This window comes from Pseudomonas sp. KBS0710 (genome assembly GCF_005938045.2).
Lineage (GTDB): Bacteria > Pseudomonadota > Gammaproteobacteria > Pseudomonadales > Pseudomonadaceae > Aquipseudomonas.
This window is the reverse complement of record NZ_VCCF02000001.1, coordinates 5,407,662-5,428,031: the sequence shown is the minus strand read 5'-3', so window position 1 is coordinate 5,428,031 and position 20,370 is coordinate 5,407,662. Positions and strand designations below refer to the sequence as shown.

Annotated in this window: 20 protein-coding genes and 1 pseudogene; 9 read left to right on the top strand and 12 right to left on the bottom strand. The window is 60.5% G+C overall.

The window, feature by feature from the left end; translation table 11 throughout:
- Positions 1–73: 73 nt before the first annotated feature.
- The 6 genes from FFI16_RS24830 (at position 74) to FFI16_RS24805 (ending at position 8,140) form a co-directional block, all read left to right on the top strand.
- Positions 74–1,762: a glucan biosynthesis protein G gene (locus FFI16_RS24830; RefSeq protein WP_178112752.1), complete on the top strand. Its 1,689-nt coding sequence runs from the start codon at positions 74–76 to the stop codon at positions 1,760–1,762.
- Positions 1,755–4,325: a glucans biosynthesis glucosyltransferase MdoH gene (mdoH, locus tag FFI16_RS24825; RefSeq protein ID WP_138817225.1), complete on the top strand. Its 2,571-nt coding sequence runs from the start codon at positions 1,755–1,757 to the stop codon at positions 4,323–4,325. Before FFI16_RS24830 ends, mdoH begins: the two co-directional genes overlap by 8 nt.
- A gap of 186 nt (positions 4,326–4,511) precedes the next feature.
- Entirely contained in the window at positions 4,512–5,312 is an 801-nt protein-coding gene (locus FFI16_RS24820) for a transporter substrate-binding domain-containing protein (RefSeq protein ID WP_138817224.1), read from the top strand.
- 220 nt (positions 5,313–5,532) lie between these two features.
- Positions 5,533–6,330 carry a transporter substrate-binding domain-containing protein gene (locus FFI16_RS24815; RefSeq protein ID WP_138817223.1) on the top strand — a complete coding sequence of 266 codons (798 nt, stop codon included), beginning with the start codon at positions 5,533–5,535 and terminating at the stop codon, positions 6,328–6,330.
- 123 nt (positions 6,331–6,453) lie between these two features.
- The gene (locus FFI16_RS24810) at positions 6,454–7,413 is read left to right on the top strand and encodes an amino acid ABC transporter permease (RefSeq protein WP_138817222.1); all 960 of its coding nucleotides are present in this window, start codon (positions 6,454–6,456) and stop codon (positions 7,411–7,413) included.
- On the top strand, positions 7,406–8,140 hold the full coding sequence (locus FFI16_RS24805) for an amino acid ABC transporter ATP-binding protein (RefSeq protein ID WP_017138597.1): 735 nt from the start codon (positions 7,406–7,408) through the stop codon (positions 8,138–8,140). The genes FFI16_RS24810 and FFI16_RS24805 overlap by 8 nt, the downstream gene beginning before the upstream one ends.
- Positions 8,141–8,207: 67 nt before the next feature.
- Here the strand turns inward: FFI16_RS24805 and FFI16_RS24800 are convergent, their stop codons facing one another.
- From FFI16_RS24800 to ubiE, 12 genes and pseudogenes are all read right to left on the bottom strand, one after another.
- Positions 8,208–10,115: a methyl-accepting chemotaxis protein gene (locus FFI16_RS24800; protein ID WP_138817221.1), complete on the bottom strand. Its 1,908-nt coding sequence runs from the start codon at positions 10,113–10,115 to the stop codon at positions 8,208–8,210.
- Between the two features lie 137 nt (positions 10,116–10,252).
- Positions 10,253–10,966 carry a methyl-accepting chemotaxis protein gene (locus tag FFI16_RS30985; protein ID WP_371923636.1) on the bottom strand — a complete coding sequence of 238 codons (714 nt, stop codon included), beginning with the start codon at positions 10,964–10,966 and terminating at the stop codon, positions 10,253–10,255.
- A 144-nt stretch (positions 10,967–11,110) separates the two neighbouring features.
- A pseudogene (locus tag FFI16_RS30980) lies at positions 11,111–12,169 on the bottom strand (methyl-accepting chemotaxis protein); the annotation flags it as partial.
- A gap of 193 nt (positions 12,170–12,362) precedes the next feature.
- Entirely contained in the window at positions 12,363–13,070 is a 708-nt protein-coding gene (locus FFI16_RS24790) for a 16S rRNA (uracil(1498)-N(3))-methyltransferase (protein WP_138817219.1), read from the bottom strand.
- Positions 13,067–13,858 carry a twin-arginine translocase subunit TatC gene (tatC, locus tag FFI16_RS24785; RefSeq protein ID WP_065930773.1) on the bottom strand — a complete coding sequence of 264 codons (792 nt, stop codon included), beginning with the start codon at positions 13,856–13,858 and terminating at the stop codon, positions 13,067–13,069. Before tatC ends, FFI16_RS24790 begins: the two co-directional genes overlap by 4 nt.
- Positions 13,855–14,256, bottom strand: coding sequence for a Sec-independent protein translocase protein TatB (tatB, locus tag FFI16_RS24780; protein ID WP_138817218.1), 402 nt, complete (start codon positions 14,254–14,256; stop codon positions 13,855–13,857). Before tatB ends, tatC begins: the two co-directional genes overlap by 4 nt.
- Before the next feature lie 10 nt (positions 14,257–14,266).
- Positions 14,267–14,545 carry a twin-arginine translocase TatA/TatE family subunit gene (locus tag FFI16_RS24775; RefSeq protein ID WP_056860633.1) on the bottom strand — a complete coding sequence of 93 codons (279 nt, stop codon included), beginning with the start codon at positions 14,543–14,545 and terminating at the stop codon, positions 14,267–14,269.
- A gap of 25 nt (positions 14,546–14,570) precedes the next feature.
- On the bottom strand, positions 14,571–14,903 hold the full coding sequence (locus FFI16_RS24770) for a phosphoribosyl-ATP diphosphatase (protein WP_017138590.1): 333 nt from the start codon (positions 14,901–14,903) through the stop codon (positions 14,571–14,573).
- 2 nt (positions 14,904–14,905) lie between these two features.
- The gene (hisI, locus tag FFI16_RS24765) at positions 14,906–15,298 is read right to left on the bottom strand and encodes a phosphoribosyl-AMP cyclohydrolase (RefSeq protein WP_058423690.1); all 393 of its coding nucleotides are present in this window, start codon (positions 15,296–15,298) and stop codon (positions 14,906–14,908) included.
- A gap of 41 nt (positions 15,299–15,339) precedes the next feature.
- Complete coding sequence (ubiB, locus tag FFI16_RS24760; RefSeq protein ID WP_138817217.1) at positions 15,340–16,944, bottom strand: ubiquinone biosynthesis regulatory protein kinase UbiB; 1,605 nt, start codon at positions 16,942–16,944, stop codon at positions 15,340–15,342.
- The gene (locus tag FFI16_RS24755; RefSeq protein WP_138817216.1) at positions 16,941–17,564 is read right to left on the bottom strand and encodes an SCP2 domain-containing protein; all 624 of its coding nucleotides are present in this window, start codon (positions 17,562–17,564) and stop codon (positions 16,941–16,943) included. Before FFI16_RS24755 ends, ubiB begins: the two co-directional genes overlap by 4 nt.
- Positions 17,564–18,334 (bottom strand): bifunctional demethylmenaquinone methyltransferase/2-methoxy-6-polyprenyl-1,4-benzoquinol methylase UbiE, encoded by a 771-nt coding sequence (gene ubiE / locus FFI16_RS24750; protein ID WP_003171186.1) that lies wholly within the window; start codon positions 18,332–18,334, stop codon positions 17,564–17,566. The genes FFI16_RS24755 and ubiE overlap by 1 nt, the downstream gene beginning before the upstream one ends.
- Positions 18,335–18,479: 145 nt before the next feature.
- Between ubiE and FFI16_RS24745 the strand changes: the two genes are divergently transcribed.
- From FFI16_RS24745 to FFI16_RS24735, 3 genes are all read left to right on the top strand, one after another.
- The gene (locus FFI16_RS24745; protein ID WP_017138585.1) at positions 18,480–18,755 is read left to right on the top strand and encodes a polyhydroxyalkanoic acid system family protein; all 276 of its coding nucleotides are present in this window, start codon (positions 18,480–18,482) and stop codon (positions 18,753–18,755) included.
- A gap of 105 nt (positions 18,756–18,860) precedes the next feature.
- Entirely contained in the window at positions 18,861–19,283 is a 423-nt protein-coding gene (locus tag FFI16_RS24740) for a phasin family protein (RefSeq protein ID WP_017138584.1), read from the top strand.
- A gap of 12 nt (positions 19,284–19,295) precedes the next feature.
- Positions 19,296–20,285: a phasin family protein gene (locus FFI16_RS24735; protein ID WP_138817215.1), complete on the top strand. Its 990-nt coding sequence runs from the start codon at positions 19,296–19,298 to the stop codon at positions 20,283–20,285.
- The last annotated feature ends 85 nt before the right edge of the window (positions 20,286–20,370 follow it).

Here is a 20,370-nt window from a genome sequence, read left to right as displayed (position 1 = left end):
TCGGCGAGGGTTGCTCGTGATTGTTAGTCCCTGTAATGCACCAAAATTGTCTGCCAAACGGTTACGAAACGCACTGGTAACGGGCTCTGCCCTGTTTTGCCTGTTCGGCGCGGGTCAACTGTGGGCATTCAGTCTGGATGATGTGTCGGCCAAGGCAAAAGAGCTGGCCGGGCAGAAATACGAAGCTCCGCGCAGCAATCTGCCGAACGAATTTCGCGAGATGAAATTCGCGGACTACCAGAAAATTCGTTTCCGCAACGAAAAAGCCGAGTGGGCCGATCAGAACACACCGTTCAAGCTGTCCTTCTATCACCAGGGCATGCACTTCGACACGCCGGTGAAAATCAACGAAGTGACCGCCGACAGCGTCCAGGAAATCAAGTACGACCCAAGTCGTTTCGATTTCGGCGACGTGAAATTTGATCCTAAAGCCACCGAACAACTGGGTTATGCCGGTTTCCGTGTGCTGTACCCGATCAACAAGGCCGACAAGCAAGACGAAATCATGACCATGCTCGGCGCCAGCTACTTCCGCGTCGTCGGCAAGGGCCAGTCCTATGGCCTGTCGGCCCGTGGCATGGCGATCGACACGGCATTGCCGTCCGGTGAAGAGTTCCCGCGTTTCACCGAGTTCTGGATCGAGCGCCCAAAACCGGGTGAGAAACAGCTGGTGATCTTCGCCCTGCTGGACTCGCCACGCGCCACCGGCGCCTATCGCCTGACCCTGCGTCCTGGCACCGACACCATTGTCGACGTCAAATCCCAGATGTTCCTGCGTGACAAGGTCAGCAAACTGGGGATCGCCCCGTTGACCAGCATGTACCTGTTTGGCGCGAACCAGCCGTCCAAGGTGCTTAACTACCGCCGTGAACTGCACGATTCCAGCGGCCTGTCGATCCATGCCGGCAATGGCGAATGGATCTGGCGCCCACTGAACAACCCTAAACACCTGTCGGTCAGCAACTTCGCTGTCGAGAACCCGCGCGGTTTCGGCCTGCTGCAACGTGGCCGTGACTTCAGCCACTACGAAGACCTGGACGACAACTACGACAAGCGCCCAAGTGCCTGGATCGAGCCTGAAGGCGACTGGGGCAAGGGTTCTGTCGACCTGGTAGAGATTCCGACCGCCGACGAAACCAACGACAACATCGTTGCGTTCTGGAGCCCGGCCGAGCTGCCGAAAGTCGGCGAGCCGCTGGATGTCAGCTACCGCCTGCACTGGACCATGGATGAGAAAGACCTGCACCCGGCCGACAGCGCCTGGGTCAAGCAGACCTTGCGTTCCACCGGTGACGTGAAGCAATCCAACCTGATCCGCCAGCCTGACGGCAGCGTGGCCTACCTGGTGGACTTCGAGGGCCCGTCCCTGAAGAACCTGCCACCGGATGCGCCAGTACGTAGCCAGGTGAGCGTGGGCGACAACGCCGAAATCGTTGAAAACAGCGTGCGCTATAACGAGCACACCAAAGGCTGGCGCCTGACCCTGCGCATGAAGATCAAGGACGCAGGCAAGCCTACCGAAATGCGTGCCGCGCTGGTCGAGGACATCGTGAAAGCTGAGCCTGAGAAGGTTTCGACCCAAGTGCTCAAGGCCGACAAGCTGCTGGCCAAGCAACACGAAAAACAGGCCAAGAAAGACGCCAAGGAAGCGAAAGACAAGGACGCCAAGCAGCCAGAGGCTGCCCCCGCCAATCCGGAGCCGGAAAAGACCGAACACGTCCTGACCGAAACCTGGAGCTATCAGTTGCCTGCCGATGAGTAATTCTCAAGCCACGCCAGAGACTCTGTCCGAGTACCTGGCGCACCTCCCGATGACCGCAGAGCAGCGCGCCGAACTGGCGGGCTGCAGTTCCTTCAGCGAGCTGCACGAACGCCTGTCGTCAAAGACTTTCGACGCACCCACCGAGGCTGCCCAAGCCTCGGTCGGCCGTCGGTTGACGCTCAATACCGCCGAGGAACTGCAAGACGCCGAGATGCTGGCGCTTGATGCCAACGGTCGGGTTTGCCTGAAGGCCACGCCGCCGATCCGTCGGACCAAAGTGGTGCCGGAGCCATGGCGCACCAATATCCTGGTGCGCGGTTGGCGCCGGATGACCGGTCGCACCAACCCGCCGGCGCCGCCGAAGGACGAGCGTGTACTGCCGGCTGCGCGCTGGCGTACCGTGGGTTCGATCCGCCGTTACATCCTGTTGGTGCTGATGCTCGGCCAGACCATTGTTGCCGGCTGGTACATGAAAGGCATCATGCCGTACCAGGGCTGGTCGCTGGTCGACTTCGACGAAATCCGCAACCAGACCCTGCTGCAAACCGCCACCCAGGTACTGCCTTACGCCTTGCAAACCAGCATCCTGATCATGTTCGGGATTCTGTTCTGCTGGGTCTCGGCCGGTTTCTGGACCGCGCTGATGGGCTTCCTGGAGCTGCTGACGGGCCACGATAAATACCGGATCTCCGGTAAAAGTGCCGGTGACGAGCCGATCCCAAAGGACGCCCGCACCGCGCTGGTGATGCCGATCTGCAACGAAGACGTGCCCCGGGTATTTGCCGGCCTGCGCGCTACTTTTGAATCGGTGGCCGCCACTGGCGACCTGGACCGTTTCGATTTCTTCGTGCTCAGCGACAGTAACGAAGCCGATATCTGCATCGCCGAACAGCAAGCCTGGCTTGATGTGTGTCGCGAAGCTGGTGGTTTCGGCAAGATCTTCTATCGCCGCCGTCGCCGTCGCGTAAAGCGCAAGAGCGGCAACCTCGACGACTTCTGCCGTCGTTGGGGCGGTGAATACAAGTACATGGTGGTACTCGACGCCGACAGCGTGATGAGCGGCGAATGCCTGACCAGCCTGGTGCGCCTGATGGAAGCCACGCCGGATGCCGGGATTATCCAGACTGCGCCGCGTGCGTCGGGCATGGACACCCTGTATGCGCGCATGCAGCAGTTCGCTACCCGTGTTTATGGCCCGCTGTTTACCGCTGGCCTGCACTTCTGGCAGCTGGGTGAATCCCACTACTGGGGCCACAACGCCATCATTCGTATGAAGCCGTTTATCGAGCACTGCGCCTTGGCGCCGTTGCCGGGTAAAGGCGCGTTTGCCGGTGCGATCCTCTCCCACGACTTCGTTGAAGCCGCGCTGATGCGCCGTGCCGGCTGGGGCGTGTGGATTGCCTACGACTTGCCGGGCAGCTACGAAGAACTGCCGCCGAACCTGCTGGACGAACTCAAGCGTGACCGTCGCTGGTGCCACGGTAACCTGATGAACTTCCGCCTGTTCCTGGTCAAAGGCATGCACCCGGTACACCGTGCGGTGTTCCTGACCGGCGTGATGTCCTATTTGTCGGCGCCGTTGTGGTTCTTCTTCCTGGTGCTGTCGACGGCGTTGCTGGCGGTGAACACCTTGATGGAGCCGCAGTACTTTATGGCGCCGCGCCAGTTGTACCCGCTGTGGCCACAATGGCACCCGGACAAGGCGGTGGCACTGTTCTCCACCACCATCGTGCTGTTGTTCCTGCCTAAATTGCTCAGCATCATCCTGATCTGGGCCAAGGGCGCGAAAGAGTTCGGTGGCAAGTTCAAGGTGACCCTGTCGATGCTGCTGGAGATGCTGTTCTCCATGCTGCTGGCGCCGGTGCGCATGATTTTCCACACCCGTTTCGTGCTCGCCGCGTTCCTGGGCTGGGCTGCGACCTGGAACTCGCCGCAGCGTGACGACGACTCCACGCCATGGAGCGAGGCGGTCAAGCGCCACGGCCCGCAAACCCTGCTGGGCTTCCTGTGGGCGCTGCTGGTGGTGTGGTTGAACCCAAGCTTCCTGTGGTGGCTGATCCCCATCGTCGGCTCGCTGATGCTGTCGATTCCGGTGTCGGTGATCTCCAGCCGGGTCAAGCTGGGCCTCAAGTCGCGCGACGAGAGCCTGTTCCTGATTCCTGAGGAATACAACCCGCCGCAAGCCTTGCTGTCGACCGAGCAGTACACTCACGAAAACCGTTGGCACGCCCTTAATGATGGGTTTGTGCGCTCGGTGGTCGACCCGCAGCAAAACGCCCTGGCCTGCGCCCTGGCGACCTCGCGTCACCGTGAGGCGGAGCCGATCGAACACTTGCGTCAGGAACGTGTGCGCCACGCGATGAAAGTCGGCCCTGCCGGCTTCAACAACGGCGAGCGCCTGGCGTTGCTCAGCGACCCGGTAGCCCTGGCTCGTCTGCATCAGCAGGTATGGAGCGAAGGCCACGCCGAGTGGCTCGGTGCCTGGCGTGCTTCGGTCAAGGCGGATCCGCACGCGCCATTGCTGCCGCTGCAACCGCTGTCGTCCCAGGCCCAGCCGGCCTGATTCCGACGCCCCCGAGGGCTCACCTCGGGGGCGTTAGATGCGCTGTTCCTACAGCGTTCAGAACATCCTCCTAATACTGCTAACTCCTTGTTATTTCGAAACAAAAGTCCTTTGTTCGAAGCGTATTGCCGTGCCTGTCGCTGGGGTAGCATCGCCCTCCAAATTGACTAGGCCGCAGGGGGATTCATGATCAAAAGGTATTGTTTGGCAGTGCTGACCGGCATCGTCGTACTGGTTTACGCCGGCTGGCTGAGCGCCGGTGCCCTGGATGATGCGGTTCGGCGGGGCGTGCTTAAAGTCGGCACCACGCCCACCTATGTGCCTTTTGAAATGAAGGACAAGCAAGGCCGCATCGTCGGCTTCGAAATCGACTTGCTGCAGGCGATGAGCCGCGCCTTGGGCGTCGAGCTTGAACTGGTCGCCGTGCCTTATACCGAGTTGTTGCCGGGGCTGATGGCGAAGAAATTCGACATGATCGGCAGCGGCATGACGGTGACGCAGGAACGCAACCTCAAGCTGAACTTCAGCGACTCCTTTATCGTGGTCGGCCAGACCGTACTGCTGAACCCCAGCCTTGCCGGCAAGATTGCCAGCATCGAAGACCTAAACGAGGCGGGTTACCGCATCGCCGCGACTGAAGGCACCACCGGCGAAGCGGCGGCGCAACGGTTTCTGGGCGCCGCGCGCCTGAGCAGTTTCGCAACCCCCGAAGAAGGCGTGCGCCAGGTGGTGGAGGGCAAGGCCGATGCCTTTGTCCATGACGCGCCCTACAACCTGATCGCGATGGCCAGGCCGGAAAACCACCAGCTCCTTGCCCTTGAGCAACCGTTTACCTTTGAGCCGCTGGCGTTTGGCCTGAAAAAAGGCGACTACGACAGCCTCAACTGGATTAACCACTTCCTCAATCAAATTGCCCAGGATGGCACCTACGATCGGTTGCACGACAAGTGGTTCAAGGACACCGACTGGATGGCGGAGATCGACTGAACGTCATAAATGCTTACACATCAATCAATTGCCGACTCTTTGCGCTGATGTGTCTAGCCCCTGCGCTGTGTTGCACCGTTGTGGGGCTTTTCCGACATACGCCGATAACATTTACCCGTGAATCCTTTGTGACGGGCAACGAGTGGGTTAGGATCGCACCCCGAATGGGTGCAGCCCTTTTGCGCGCCGGCCTTATAAGAATCTTTCAGGGGACTTGATGATGAAAAAGTATCTTTCGATGCTGATGCTTGGCGTCACCGCGCTGGTCGCGGCCACTGCGGCGCATGCTGGCGCCATCGACGATGCGGTCAAGCGCGGCACGCTGAAAGTCGGCATGGACCCGACCTACATGCCGTTCGAAATGACCGACAAGCGCGGTGAAATCATCGGCTTTGAAGTCGACATCCTCAAGGCCATGGCCAAGTCCATGGGCGTCAAGCTGGAGTTGGTGTCCACCGGCTATGACGGCATCATCCCGGCCTTCCTGACCGGCAAGTTCGACATGATCGGCAGCGGCATGACCCTGACCCAGGAGCGCAACCTGCGCTTGAACTTCAGCGAACCCTTCATCGTGGTCGGCCAGACCTTGCTGATTCGCAAAGACCTGGAAGGCACGATCAAGTCCTACAAAGACCTCAACGACGAGAAGTACCGCCTGACCTCCAAGCTCGGCACCACCGGCGAGATGGTTGCCAAGAAGCTGATCTCCAAAGCCAAGTACCACGGCTATGACAACGAGCAGGAAGGCGTGCTGGACGTGGTCAACGGCAAGGCCGATGCCTTTGTGTATGACGCGCCGTACAACGTGGTCGCCGAGAAGAAAGTCGGTAACGGCAAGCTGGTGTTCCTGGAAGAACCCTTCACCTTCGAGCCTTTGGCGTTTGGCTTGAAAAAGGGTGATTACGACAGCCTCAACTACATCAACAACTTCCTGCACCAGATTCGCAACGACGGCACCTACGATCGCATCCATGACAAGTGGTTCAAGAGCTCCGAGTGGCTCAAGGATATGGAATAAGGGCTGAGACCGAGTCGACTTCATCGCAGGCAAGCCAGCTCCCACAGTTGAAATGCGTTCCCTTGTGGGAGCGGGCTTGCCCGCGATGACGGCATGCCAGGCGATACATCTTCGGAAAGTGAAATGAAACAGAAAAAAGCCCAATGGCCCTGGCACCTGCTGACCGTGGTCGTGCTGGTTGGCCTGGCCGGCGCGTTGTACTACGCCACTTCGCTGATGTCCTACGAGTGGCGCTGGAACCGCGTGCCGCAGTACTTCGCCTATCAGGCCGAAACCTCCCAGCGCGCCGCCGACATCTCCACTGTCATTGAGCTGGTGCGCAACGGCGACGTCGCCGAAGTCACCCTGCGCAACGACGCAGGCGCCGAGCAAAAGCTGACCGTGGCCGACAACAGCCTGCAAGTGTCACGGGGTGACGACGTGGCCGAAGGCGATGTTATCGGCGTCACCCGGCATTGGGCGCTGGGTCCGCTGATGTGGGGTTTGTGGACCACCTTGTGGTTGTCGGTGGTCTCCGGAATCCTCGGTTTGGCGATTGGTCTGGCAACCGGCTTGTGCCGTCTGTCGAGCAACCCGACCTTGCGCGATCTGTCGACGATCTACGTCGAACTGGTGCGCGGTACGCCGCTATTGGTGCAGATCTTCATTTTCTACTTCTTCATCGGCACGGTGCTCAACCTGTCCCGCGAATTTGCCGGGATTGCCGCGCTGTCGCTGTTCACCGGCGCTTACGTGGCGGAAATCGTCCGTGCCGGCGTGCAGTCCATCACCCGTGGCCAGAACGAAGCCGCACGCTCCCTGGGGCTGAGCGCCAGCCAGTCGATGCGTCATGTGGTGTTGCCGCAAGCGTTCAAACGCGTACTGCCGCCATTGGCCGGGCAATTTATCAGCCTGGTGAAAGACACTTCGCTGGTTTCGGTGATCGCGATTACCGAACTGCTTAAAAGCGGCCGTGAAGTGATCACCACCTCGTTCTCGCCCTTTGAAATCCTGTTCTGTGTGGCAGGCCTGTACCTGCTGATCAACCTGCCGCTGTCGAAAATGGCCAGCCGGCTTGAGCGGAGGCTCGCGCAAAGTGATTGAAGTCCGCGATCTGGTAAAAGTCTTCGACACCCGTGGCCAGGTAGTGCGCGCGGTAGACCACGTCACCACCCAAGTCGCCAAGGGCGAAGTGCTGGTGGTGATCGGCCCGTCGGGTTCGGGCAAGTCCACGTTTTTGCGCTGCCTTAACGGCCTGGAAGAGTTCGACTCAGGCTCGGTGAGCATCGACGGCCTGCAGCTGGCCGACCCCAAAACCGACGTGAATGCCTATCGCCGTGAAGTCGGCATGGTGTTCCAGCACTTCAATTTGTTCCCGCACATGACTGTGCTGGAAAACCTGTGCCTGGCGCAAAAAGTCGTGCGCAAGCGTGGCAAGCAAGAGCGTGAAGCCAAGGCTTTGGCGCTGCTGGAAAAGGTCGGTATTGCGCAGAAGGCCAACGAGTTTCCATCGCGCTTGTCCGGTGGCCAGCAACAACGGGTAGCCATTGCACGCGCGTTGGCCATGGAGCCCAAGGTGATGCTGTTTGATGAGCCCACCTCGGCGCTGGACCCGGAAATGGTCGGCGAAGTGCTGGACGTGATGAAGACCCTGGCCTTGGAAGGCATGACCATGGTCTGCGTCACCCACGAGATGGGCTTTGCCCGTGAAGTGGCAGACCGTGTGCTGTTCTTCGACCACGGCAAATTGCTCGAAGATGCGGCCCCGGCCGAGTTCTTCGATGCGCCGAAAGACCCGCGCGCCCAAGCCTTCCTGCGCCAAGTCCTGTAATGATCGTTCCCACGCTCCGCGTGGGAAAGCCTCCTGGGACGCTCCGCGTCCCGACGTTAGTGACGCCTCAAAGCCTGAATTTACCCACCAACGTCTGCAAATCCAGGCTCAACCGGGTCAACTGAGCGCTCGCCGCGGCTGTTTCCTCACTGGCCGCAGCGGTTTGTTCGGTGACATCCCGCACCTTCAACACACTGCGATTGATCTCTTCCGCCACCGCGCTCTGTTGTTCGGCGGCGGCAGCAATCTGCGGGTTCATTTCCTGAATGATCGACACGGTGCGCGCAATCGCTGCCAAGGCATCGCCTGCATCGCGGGTCAGGCCGACGCTGTTGTCGGTCAGGCTGCGGCTGTTGTCCATTATGTCCGCGACCTGCTGGGTGCCGTTGTTCAAGCCAAGGATCAGCCCCTCGATTTCTTCGGCGGATTCCTGGGTGCGCTGGGCCAGGCTGCGCACTTCGTCGGCCACTACCGCAAAACCCTGGCCGGCACTGCCCGCGCGCGCCGCTTCAATGGCAGCGTTCAGGGCCAGCAGGTTGGTTTGCTGGGACACTGACTTGATCACGTCCAGCACGCTGCCGATCTTCTGGCTTTCGTGTTGCAGCGCAATCATCGCCTGGCTCGAGCGCGCCATCTCATGGGCCAAATGGCCGATTTGTTCCACCGCCTGGGTCACCACTTTTTCGCCGGCACCGGCCTCCTGGTCCGCTTCATTGGCCGCCACGGACGCCTGCTCGGCGTGCCGCGCGACCTCCTGGGCAGTGGCGAGCATTTCATTCATTGCGGTGGCCACCTGATCGGTTTCGTCCTTCTGGTCGTTGACCCCGGCGCGAGTCTGTTCGGTGACGGCGGATAACTGCGTTGCGGCACTGGCGATCTGCCGGGCGCTGTCGCCGATACCGCTGATCAGGTTGCGCAGGTTGCGGGTCATTTGCCCGATGCTCTGCTGCAACTGGCCCAGCTCATCGCGACGGTCCTCTTCAATGTCCCGGCTCAGGTCGCCGTCAGCAATACGGTGTGCGGTCGTAAGGATTGCGCGCAAAGGCACGACTACTTGCCGAGCGATCCACCAGGCGGCGAGTACACCGAGTAGCAAGGCCGCCACGGTAACGCTCAGCAACCGTGTGCGGGTCTGCTCGGCTTCGCTGTCACGCTTGGTGTTCTGATCCTCGCTCAGTTGATGGCTTTGCTCGCGCAAATCATTGAGCTGCTGTTCAAAGCGGTTTTGCAGGGTCTCGGTGTTGAGCTGTGCGTCCTTGAGCTTGGTCAATTGTTCGCGATAGTTGGCCAGGTCGGCTTTGAGCAGCGCCGCGTCCACGGGCAGTGCGGTTACCGCCGCTTGTGCCACATTCAGGGCGTCGAGTGCCTGAACAAGTGCCTCTGTATAGGCTTGCAACGACTCCGCGGCCCAGGCCGGGCTCTGAGCGCGATCTTCGGCCTGCTCCATGGCCTGGCGCAGGTTCTCGATGGCGTCCAAGGCTTTTTCGTCTTCCTGGTTGGGCAAATCGCTGGCGAACTGGGCGAGGCTGTCGCTGGCCTGCAGTGCGGTTTTCTTGAGGGCCGGGCCGATGCGCTCGCGTTGCTGGATCAACGCGGGCAAGTCCGCCAGCGCTGTCTTGACGCTCGCCATCAAGCGTGTCGCTTCCTGCAGTCGTTGCACGTCGGCCGGCTCTTTGAGGCGGCTTGAAAGGTCGGCCAATCGCTGGTCGATCGTTTCGGTCTGCGCATGCATTTTGGCCAGGCTGCTGGCGTCTGTCAGGGTGCGGTACACGATCCTGTCGGCGCGCATGGCCTCGGCGTCAAGGGCCAGTTGCCCAAGGGTCGTCAGGCTGTTTGAGCGATAAAGCACGTCGTTCAAGGCCTGCCAGCCGGTCGCGGCGATCAGGATACTTAAGATCAACACTTGGCCGAAACCCAGTGCGAGTTTGAGACGGATGCTGGCGTTGACCAGCAAACGGGTCAGCCGAGGGAACATGGTGAACCTCCAAATCTGGGGAAGCATTTCGCAACAGCTGAAACGCTAAATCGATTCGAGGTCGTGGCGGGCTGATAACTACGTAGGAAATTTCACAAGTTGCGGCGGCCTTGATCCGGCCGCCGCGTAGGTGCGGGTCAGATGCGGAAGCGCCCGACCAGAGACTGCAAATAGACCCCCAAGCGTGCCAGTTCGGCACTCGAGGCGGCAGTTTCCTCGCTGGCCGAGGAGGTCTGTTCAGACACGTCGCGCACATTCAGCACGCTGCGGTTGATCTCCTCGGCCACAGCGCTCTGTTGCTCGGCAGCGGTGGCGATCTGCGAGTTCATCGCCTGGATAGTCGAAACCGTGCGCGTGATATTGCTCAGCGCGTTGCCGGCGCGACGGGTCAGCTCGACGCTGCTGTCGGTGAGGCCACGGCTGTTGTCCATGATGGTCGCCACCTGCTGGGTGCCGTTTTGCAGGCCGACGATCAGCTCTTCGATCTCCTCGGTGGACTTCTGCGTGCGCTGCGCAAGGCTGCGCACCTCATCGGCCACCACCGCAAAGCCGCGACCGGCCTCACCGGCCCGCGCCGCTTCAATCGCCGCGTTCAGCGCCAGCAGGTTGGTTTGTTGGGCCACCGACTTGATCACATCAAGCACGCTGCCGATCTTGTCGCTTTCGCGCTTGAGGTCGCCCATGGCCACCGTGGAGTTACCGACCTCAGTGGCCAGGCGCTCGATCTGCGCGATGGCTTCACCCACCACCTTGTCGCCTTCACGGGCCTGTTGGTCTGCCGCCACGGCAGCTTCAGAGGCTTCTTCGGCGTTGCGTGCCACTTCTTGCACGGTGGCAGCCATTTCGTTCATGGCGGTGGCCACCTGGTCGGTCTCGACCTTCTGGCTGTTGACCCCGGCGCTGGTCTGTTCGGTCACGGCCGACAGTTGTTCGGCAGCGCTGGCGATCTGGGTGACGCCGTCGCTGATACCGCCGATCAACTCGCGCAGGCCGACGGTCATGCTCTGCATGGCGCGTTGCAACTGGCCCAATTCGTCCTGGCGGGCGGAGTTGAGGTTATGGCTCAGATCGCCCGAGGCCACGCGTTCGGCGACTTTGAGGGTTTGGTTGAGCGGGATCACGATCTGGCGGGTGATTGCCCAGGCGGCGAGAATGCCGAAGATCAGCGCCAGCACGGTGGCCAGCAGCAACAGCTGTTTAGCGTGGGCGGCATCGGCATCGCGCACGGCGGTTTGGGAGATGGTGAGTTTTTCACTGTGCCCCAGCAGGATATCGCCCTGAGCAGTCATGATTTTCAGCGCGGCCGCACTGGCCACCTGGGAGTCACGGTACTGGCTGACGGCGGCGCGGTAGGCTTGCAGTGACACGCCGGCCTCTTGCAGGTTGGCCTGGTATTGCTCAGGCAGCTTGCCTTGCAGATCGGTGATTTTCTTCAGGGCATTGTCGATGGCATCCAGTGCCGGTTGCTCGGCCTCGGTCTTGCCGCTGTAGGTATAACCGCGCACCTGGAAGCGCGACTGTTGGATCAACTTGCTCAGGTCGACCACGCTGTTGAACTGCGTGACGCTGTCGCCTTGCAGCAGGGCTGCTTCGATTTCGTTGATCTTGGCCACGGCGTTGTCGGCGGTGTCGCCGAGCTTGCTGCGCGCACCCTCGCGCTTGAGGCCGGCCAGGACCATGGCGCCGAAGGCCTTTTTGTATTGGCCCAAGGCTTCCAACTGTTGCTCGACCAAGGCTTTGTCGTTGGGTTGCTCGATCAGCGTTTCGGCGGTTTTGAGGCCATCGTCCAATTGCTTCAGCAGGCTGTTGACCGCGTCGGTGCCTTGTTCGCCCCGGCGCATTTCAAAGTCCAGGCGCGCCAGGCGCAGGTCTTTGGTCAGGCCGTTGAGGCTGGAGATGAATCCCAGCTTGTCGCCGCGACTGATCACGTCGCCCAAGCCGGTCCAGCCGGTGAAGGTGGTCAACAGCGTCAGGATCAATACCAAGCCAAAGCCAATGCTCAGCTTGCGATTGACGCTCACATTCCCCAGTTTTTCGGCTAACCAACGATACATGCTGCGATCTCCTTTGGAACAAGGCTTGGACTTATTCAAAGGCTATCGGCTGCGCAGGAAATTTCTGTAGGTGCTCAGAACCAATGTGGGAGCTGGCTTGCCTGCGATGCAGGCACCTCGGTACATCAGGCATACCCAGGTGATGCAATCGCAGGCAAGCCAGCTCCCACATTTTTTCGGGGCGGGTCGGGGTTCAGAACAACCGGGCGAGCAGGGCGGTCACGGCGGTTTCTACGCGCAGGATGCGTGCACCCAACTGCACCGGTTGCAAGCCGGCCTTGGCCAACAGCTCCACCTCGTAGGGGATCCAGCCGCCTTCGGGGCCGATGGCGAGGGTCACCGGCTCATCCAGGCCACGCGGGCACGCCGGGTAATCGCCGGGGTGGCCGATCAGGCCTAGGGTGCCTGCGGTCATGGATGGCAGGCGGTCCTCGACGAACGGCTTGAAGCGCTTTTCGATGATGATCTCGGGCAGCACCGTGTCCCGTGCCTGCTCCAGGCCCAGGATCAGTTGCTCGCGCACCGCCTCCGGCTCCAGGAACGGGGTTTGCCAGAAGCTCTTTTCAACCCGGTAACTGTTGACCAGTACTACTTTCGGCACGCCCATCGCCGCGACGGTTTGCAGCACCCGGCGCAGCATCTTCGGACGCGGCAGGGCCAACAGCAGGGTCAGCGGCAGTTTGGTCGGTGGTGGCTGGTCGAAGCTCACTTGCAGCTCGGCTTCACCCGCTTCCAGGCGCAGCAGTTGCGCATTGCCCATCAGCCCGCCAATACGGCCGACCCGTAGGTTGTCGCCCACCACCGCGCGGTGGACTTCCTGCATATGCACCAGGCGCCGATCACGCAGGATCACCCGGTCGGCCGCGATAAAGTCGGCCTCCTCAAGCAAAAGCAGGTTCACGGTTGCGTCGCTGGCGGCTGGTCGTCGTCGGCGGGTTGGTCATCCGGGTGTTCGCCGCGCTTGGTGATCAAGCTGCTGAACAGGATGCCAATCTCAAACAGCATCCACATTGGCACGGCCAGCAAGGTCTGCGAGAAGATGTCCGGCGGCGTGAGGATCATGCCTACCACGAAGCAGCCGATGATCACGTACGGGCGCACTTTCTTCAGGTATTTAACGTCGACCACGCCGATCCACACCAGCAGCACCACGGCCACCGGGATTTCGAAGGCCACGCCAAAGGCGAAGAACAGCGTCATCACGAAGTCGAGGTAGCTGGTGATGTCGGTCATCATTTCCACGCCGGCCGGGGTGGCGGCGGCGAAGAACTTGAAGATCAGCGGGAACACCAGGAAATACGCGAAGGCCATGCCGGTATAGAACAGCAGGATGCTCGACACCAGTAACGGCACCGCAATGCGCTTCTCATGCTTGTACAGGCCCGGTGCAATAAAGCCCCAGATCTGGTGCAGGATCACCGGGATCGCCAGGAACAGCGAGACCATCATGGTCAGCTTCAACGGCGTCAGGAACGGCGACGACACGTCGGTGGCGATCATCGTCGCGCCGGCCGGCAGGTACTGGCGCAAGGGCGTGGAGACGAAGGTGTAGATCTGCTGGGTGAAGGCGAACAGCCCGGCAAAGATGATGAAGATGGCCGCTACGCAACGCAGCAGGCGGGTCCGCAACTCGGTGAGGTGCGAGACCAGCGGCATGTGCTGGTCGTTTTCCGGTTTATCAGCGCTCATGGGGCTCGCGGCGGCAATGTAGGGTCATGGGGAGCGGGCGACGCCATGGGCGTCGGCGCTGGCTCAGTCGGGGCGGGCGCGGGTGGCGGCGCTTCGGCGGCCGGGGCAATGCTGTTTTCGATCACAGGTTCCACCGGTTTGGCGGGCTCCTGCACCGGCGACAGGATCTTGCGCGCCTCTTGCTCCAACGACAGGATATGTTCGTTGTGCAGCTGGCGGCGGATCTCGTCGGCGCCGATTTCCCGTTCAACTTCCTGTTTGATGGCGTTGAAACTGCGTTTCAGGCGCCCGATCCACAGGCCGGCCGTGCGTGCGGCACCGGGCAGGCGTTCCGGCCCGAGTACCAGCAAGGCCACGAGGCCGACGAGCAGCAGTTCAGAGAAGCTGATACCAAACATTAGTCAGTGCTCACGAGTCTTTGCGGGTCGGCTCTTGGACTTTTTCAGCCTGCACGTCGAAGGTACGACGCTCGGTGATCGGCTGGGTGGCCTGCGGGTGAACGGGCTGGGCCGGCGGCACTGGGTTGGCCATCGGGTCGGCCGGTTTCTCGTCGTCGTTCATGGCTTTACGAAAGCCCTTGATGGACTCGCCCACGTCAGTGCCCAGGTTCTTGAGTTTCTTGGTGCCGAACACCAGTACCACCACCACCAGAATGACGATCCAGTGTTTCCAGTCAAAAATGCCCATGCTGCAATTCCTCTGTAAAAGTTATTCAGGCGGACGGGCGCGAGGCCTTTTCGGCGTGCCCGGACAAGCCGAAGCGACGGTCCAGTTCATCCAACACGGCCTGTGGGTGCTGCCCCAGTTGGGCAAGCATGACCAGGCTATGGAACCACAAGTCTGCGGTCTCGTAGATTACATCACTGTAATCACCGCTGATTTGCGCATCCTTGGCGGCAATAATCGTCTCGATCGACTCCTCGCCCAGTTTTTCCAGAATCTTGTTCAAGCCCTTGTGGTACAGGCTGGCGACATAGGAGCTGTCGGCATCCGCACCTTTGCGGTCTTCCAGCACCTGGGCCACACGGTTCAGGGTATCGCTCATGTTCAGTGTCCTGCGGAGTAAATGGCGTGCGGGTCTTTGAGCACCGGCTCCACAACCTTCCACTCGCCGTTCTCGAACACGCGATAGAAGCAGCTGTGACGGCCGGTATGGCAGGCGATATCGCCGATCTGCTCGACCATCAGGATCACCACGTCGGCGTCACAGTCGATGCGCATCTCGTGCAGGGTCTGCACGTGCCCGGACTCTTCGCCCTTGCGCCACAGTTTGCCACGCGAACGTGACCAGTAAATGGCGCGCTGCTCAGTGGCGGTGAGGCTCAAGGCCTCGCGGTTCATCCAGGCCATCATCAGCACGCGCCCGGTCTTGTAGTCCTGGGCAATGGCCGGCACCAGGCCGTCACTGTCCCACTTGATCTCGTCCAGCCAGTCTTTCATGTTCGGCTCCGGCAATTTGCGACAGTGTATAACCGGATCGGCTATCGGCGCACGATCAGATAAACACCCACGGCGACCATGATGCCAGCCGGCCAGTGGCCCAGTTGGTTCAACGGCCCGCCAATGGCGAGCATCACGCCGCCGACCAGGTGCGCGGCGCCCAGCAGGCGCAGGAACCAGTCGTCCTTGCGCTTCTGCCACGGTGGCGCCGGGTCTTTGGCATGGGGCTGGGACATGCGCTCCAGCAGGTCGCGGGTCATGTTGGCCAGGTGCGGCAGTTGTTCGAACTGGCTGTGCAGGTTGCCCAGCAGGGTTTTCGGGCTGACGCGCTCGCGCATCCAGCGTTCCAGGAACGGCTGCGCGGTGTTCCACAGGTCCAGGTCCGGGTACAGCTGGCGGCCCAGGCCTTCGATGTTGAGCAAGGTTTTTTGCAGCAGCACCAGCTGTGGCTGCACTTCCATGTTGAAGCGCCGCGCGGTCTGGAACAGGCGCATCAACACCTGGCCGAAGGAAATATCTTTTAACGGTTTTTCAAAGATCGGCTCGCACACGGTGCGGATCGCCGCCTCGAATTCGTTGAGCTTGGTTTCGGCCGGCACCCAGCCCGAATCGATGTGCAACTGCGCCACGCGGCGGTAGTCGCGCTTGAAGAAGGCGAACAGGTTACGCGCCAGGTAATCCTGGTCTTCCGGGGTCAGGCTGCCGACGATGCCGCAGTCGATCGCAATGTATTGCGGGCTCCACGGGTTGACGGTGCTGACGAAAATGTTGCCCGGGTGCATGTCGGCGTGGAAGAAGCTGTCGCGGAACACCTGGGTGAAGAAAATCTCCACGCCGCGCTCGGCGAGCATCTTCATGTCGGTGCGCTGGTCGGCCAGGGTCGCGAGGTCGGTGACCTGCACACCGTAGATGCGCTCCATCACCAGCACTTTGGGGCGGCACCAGTCCCAATACACTTGCGGCACGTACAGTAATGGCGAGCCTTCGAAGTTGCGCTTGAGCTGGCTGGCGTTTGCCGCTTCGCGCAGCAGGTCGAGTTCGTCGTAGATGGTTTTTTCGTAGTCGGCGACCACGTCCACCGGGTGCAGCAGGCGCGCGTCGGCGCTGAAACGTTCGGCAGCGCGGGCGAGGATAAACAGCCACGCCAGGTCCTGGCCGATGATCGGCTTGAGGCCTGGGCGAATCACCTTCACCACCACTTCTTCGCCGGTCTTGAGCTGCGCGGCGTGTACTTGGGCTACCGAGGCCGAGGCCAGCGGCTCGACGTCAAAGCGGCTGAACACCTCACTGATTTTCTGGCCCAGCTGTTCTTCGATCAGCTTCATCGACTGCTGGGAATCAAACGGCGGTACGCGATCCTGCAACAGCATCAGTTCGTCGGCGATGTCTTCGGGCAGCAAGTCGCGACGGGTGGAGAGGATCTGCCCGAACTTGATAAAGATCGGCCCCAGGTCCTGCAACGCCAGGCGCAGGCGCGCGCCACGGCTCAGCTCCAGCGGTTTGCGCGGGAACCAGCGCCACGGCAACACATAACGCACGGCCAGCAGAAACCACGGCAACGGTAGGGCGAACAGCAGGTCATCGAGGCGGTAGCGGATTACGACGCGCTGGATACGAAACAAACGGCGGACGGCGAGCAGCTTCATGCGTTATCGCTTGGATCAAGGGAACGGCTCAGGCGCTCGAAGCGTGCCTCAAGGCGTTCCAGGTCGATTTTGGCCTTGTCGAGTTCACGAAAGCGCGCTTGCGCTTCCCGTTCTCCGACCAGGGTGCGCGATTCTTCGCTCAGGTATTCGGCAAGGTTCTGGTTAAGGCTGGCGAACCCTTGCTGGTACCAGCGCGAGCGGCTGCGCAGGTGCCCGCTGATCAACTGGGTGGCCACCGGGCCGATCCAGCGTGACAGCTCGTATTCCCAATCCAGTTCCAGGTCTTGCAGCACGGCGGCCAGGTCCATCAGCACCGCGCTGTCGCCTTCCAGCTCCACTTCGGGGCTGTGCAGGATGGCGGTCTTGTTGCGGCTCAGCGCCAGGTGCAAGAGGCTCGAGGCGGGAGCGCGCAGGGTGCAGTCGGCCTCGGCGGCCCAGGTGCCGGCGAGCAGCAGGCCTTCATCGCTGGGCAGGATAAACAGCTGCAAGGCGGGGCTGGTGCAATCGACGGCAATGACTTTGCCGTTCAAGTGCGCAAGCCGCGCCAGGGCGGTGCTGTCCAAGCGCAGGACACGGTTGATGCCGTGTTCGACGCTGGCGAGGAGGCCGGCGAACAGCATCAGGGCTTGATGCCGCGGTGCAGGGCGACAATGCCTGAGGTCATGTTGTGGTAGGTCACGCGGTCGAAACCGGCTTCTACCATCATCGACTTCAGGGTTTCCTGGTCGGGGTGCATGCGGATCGATTCGGCCAGGTAGCGGTAGCTCTCGGCGTCATTGGTGATCAGCTTGCCCATCAACGGCATGAAGGCGAACGAGTAGGTGTCGTAGACCTTGGACATCAGCGCGTTGGTCGGCTTGGAGAACTCCAGCACCAACAGGCGGCCGCCCGGCTTGAGTACGCGCAGCATCGAGCGGATCGCGTCCTCTTTATGGGTCACGTTGCGCAGGCCGAAGGCGATGGTCACGCAGTCGAAATGGTTGTCCGGGAACGGCAGCTTTTCAGCGTCGGCCTGTACGAACTCGATATTGCCGGCCACGCCTTTATCCAGCAGGCGATCACGGCCGACCTTGAGCATTGAACCGTTGATGTCCGCCAGCACGACCTGGCCGGTCGGGCCAACCAGCTTGGAGAACTTGGCCGCCAGATCGCCCGTGCCGCCGGCGATATCGAGCACGCGGTTGCCGGTGCGTACACCCGACAACTCGATGGTGAAGCGCTTCCACAGGCGGTGCATGCCGCCCGAGAGCACGTCGTTCATCAGGTCGTACTTGGCCGCAACGGAATGGAACACCTCAGCGACTTTTTCCGCTTTCTGGCTTTCCGGAACGTTCTTGAAGCCGAAGTGAGTGGTGGGTTCGGCATCGCTGCCTTTGCGCTGATCAGTCATATCGCTGTCACCAAAAGAGAATGCGGGACATGATAATCCCCACCGCCTGCTTTGTCTTGGCAAGGCTGAAGGTAAGATAGGTGTTCATCGAGACCTTTTGCCGCATGGCAGGTGTTCTGAGTCGTTATAAAGAGGAGTCATTGCAATGGCCCGTATTACCGTTGAGCGTGCACATTCCCTGGGTAAAGAAGGCGCGCGCGCGAAGGCCGAGAAGTTGGCGCACAAACTCAAGGAGCAATATGGCCTTGAGTCATCATGGTCGGGCGATAGCCTGAACCTCAAGCGTTCGGGGGTTAAAGGCACGGTGTTAGTCGCCGATGAATCGCTGCGTATTGATGTGGAACTTGGCCTGTTGATGTCGGCCATGAGCGGCACCATCAAGTCCGAAATCGAGAAAGCCTTGGATAAGGCGTTGGCCTGATCGATGTGTTCTTAGGGTGCCGATTCTAATTTTCCAGCCTACTTTGTGCCCAAGCCCTCAACTCCTGCGGGCCGTTCCTCGACCCTAATCTGCGTGAGGTGCACCATGGCCAAAGTTATTTTGAAGAAAAAAATCGACCTTCAGTCCACTGCCCTGAGTGACGTTAAAAGCTACGCCCGCAAGATCTGGCTGGCAGGACTTGGCGCCTATGCCAAGGTCGGCAGCGAAGGCGGCGAGTACTTCAAAGAGCTGGTCAAGACCGGTCAACATGTTGAAAGTAAAGGCAAAAAAGTTGTGGTTGAACAACTTGATGCTGCCAACAGTCAGATTGACCAAGTAAAGAGTAATGTCTCCAGCGTCAAAGGTTTGGTTGAAGTTCAACTCGATAAAGTTGAAAAAGCTTTTGACACGCGTGTTGCAAGTGCCTTGAATCGGATCGGCATTGCGTCTAAACATGACGTGGAGACACTCTCTGCTAAGCTCGAAGAGCTGACGACATTGCTAGAACGTGTCGCGCGTAAACACTAAGGAGACATCGGGATGGCTGTTAAAAAGACTACTCAGAAAGAAGGCAGCTCGTGGATCGGGGAGGTTGAAAAATATTCCCGTAAGATCTGGCTTGCTGGTTTAGGCGTGTACTCGAAGGTTAGCAGTGACGGCGGCAAATACTTCGAGACATTGGTCAAGGACGGCGAAAAGGCCGAGAAGTTGACCAAGACCACGGTTGGTAAAAAAGTTGAAGCGGCCAAGGCCTCTGCCGGCTCCGCCAAGTCGAGCATTTCTGACACTTGGGGCAAGTTGGAAGAAACCTTCGACAAGCGTCTCAACAGTGCCATTTCGCGACTGGGCGTGCCCAGCAAAGCGGAACTGAAGACGCTGCACAGCAAGGTCGATACCCTGACCAAGCAAATCGAAAAACTCACCGGCGCTAAAGTGGCTCCAGCCAAAACCGCCGCCGCTAAACCGGCTGCCAAGCCTGCGGCTAAAACTGCGGCGGCTAAACCGGCTGCAAAAACCGCTGCCAAGCCACTGGTTAAAGCGGCGGCCAAGCCAGCTGCCAAACCTGCGGCCAAGGCCCCGGCTAAAGCCGCAGCAAAACCTGCTGCTAAAACTGCAGCTGCCAAACCGGCCGCCAAGTCTGCAGCAAAACCCGTTGCCGCTAAGGCCGCTGCCAAGCCTGCGGCTAAACCGGCTGCTAAAGCGGCAGCCAAGCCTGCGGCTAAAACCGCAGCTGCCAAACCTGCTGCCAAGCCGGCCGCTGCCAAACCAGCAGCCAAGCCAGCTGCTGCTAAAGCTGCTGCCAAGCCTGCTGCAGCAAAACCAGTGGCTGCCAAGCCTGCGGCAAAACCTGCCGCCGCGAAGAAGCCAGCCGTTGCCAAGAAGCCTGCGGCGCCCAAGCCTGCTGTTGCGGCCAAACCTGCAACCCCAGCACCAAGCGCTTCGACAGCCAATTCGGTGTCCGCACCGACCCATGCTGCTACTGCCCCGACTGCAACGCCGGTAACCCCGACGCCATCCAGTCAGTCCTGATTTTTTCAGGGCACAAAAAACGCCCGGCCTGTGAAGGTCGGGCGTTTTTTTTGGCGCTCTCTCAAGAACACTTAAGGCCAAATGT

Bases quoted from the DNA above. Each gene is read 5' to 3' on its own strand.
- ubiB (WP_138817217.1), bottom strand. From the start codon at position 16,944: ATGAAGCTGCTCGCCGTCCGCCGTTTGTTTCGTATCCAGCGCGTCGTA.
- mdoH (WP_138817225.1), top strand. From the start codon at position 1,755: ATGAGTAATTCTCAAGCCACGCCAGAGACTCTGTCCGAGTACCTGGCG.
- tatB (WP_138817218.1), bottom strand. From the start codon at position 14,256: ATGTTTGGTATCAGCTTCTCTGAACTGCTGCTCGTCGGCCTCGTGGCC.
- FFI16_RS24745 (WP_017138585.1), top strand. From the start codon at position 18,480: ATGGCCCGTATTACCGTTGAGCGTGCACATTCCCTGGGTAAAGAAGGC.
- FFI16_RS24815 (WP_138817223.1), top strand. From the start codon at position 5,533: ATGAAAAAGTATCTTTCGATGCTGATGCTTGGCGTCACCGCGCTGGTC.
- FFI16_RS30985 (WP_371923636.1), bottom strand. From the start codon at position 10,966: ATGAACGAAATGGCTGCCACCGTGCAAGAAGTGGCACGCAACGCCGAA.
- FFI16_RS24735 (WP_138817215.1), top strand. From the start codon at position 19,296: ATGGCTGTTAAAAAGACTACTCAGAAAGAAGGCAGCTCGTGGATCGGG.
- tatC (WP_065930773.1), bottom strand. From the start codon at position 13,858: ATGAGCGCTGATAAACCGGAAAACGACCAGCACATGCCGCTGGTCTCG.
- FFI16_RS24770 (WP_017138590.1), bottom strand. From the start codon at position 14,903: ATGAGCGATACCCTGAACCGTGTGGCCCAGGTGCTGGAAGACCGCAAA.
- FFI16_RS24740 (WP_017138584.1), top strand. From the start codon at position 18,861: ATGGCCAAAGTTATTTTGAAGAAAAAAATCGACCTTCAGTCCACTGCC.
- FFI16_RS24810 (WP_138817222.1), top strand. From the start codon at position 6,454: ATGAAACAGAAAAAAGCCCAATGGCCCTGGCACCTGCTGACCGTGGTC.
- FFI16_RS24775 (WP_056860633.1), bottom strand. From the start codon at position 14,545: ATGGGCATTTTTGACTGGAAACACTGGATCGTCATTCTGGTGGTGGTG.
- hisI (WP_058423690.1), bottom strand. From the start codon at position 15,298: ATGAAAGACTGGCTGGACGAGATCAAGTGGGACAGTGACGGCCTGGTG.
- FFI16_RS24800 (WP_138817221.1), bottom strand. From the start codon at position 10,115: ATGTTCCCTCGGCTGACCCGTTTGCTGGTCAACGCCAGCATCCGTCTC.
- FFI16_RS24820 (WP_138817224.1), top strand. From the start codon at position 4,512: ATGATCAAAAGGTATTGTTTGGCAGTGCTGACCGGCATCGTCGTACTG.
- FFI16_RS24755 (WP_138817216.1), bottom strand. From the start codon at position 17,564: ATGCTGTTCGCCGGCCTCCTCGCCAGCGTCGAACACGGCATCAACCGT.
- ubiE (WP_003171186.1), bottom strand. From the start codon at position 18,334: ATGACTGATCAGCGCAAAGGCAGCGATGCCGAACCCACCACTCACTTC.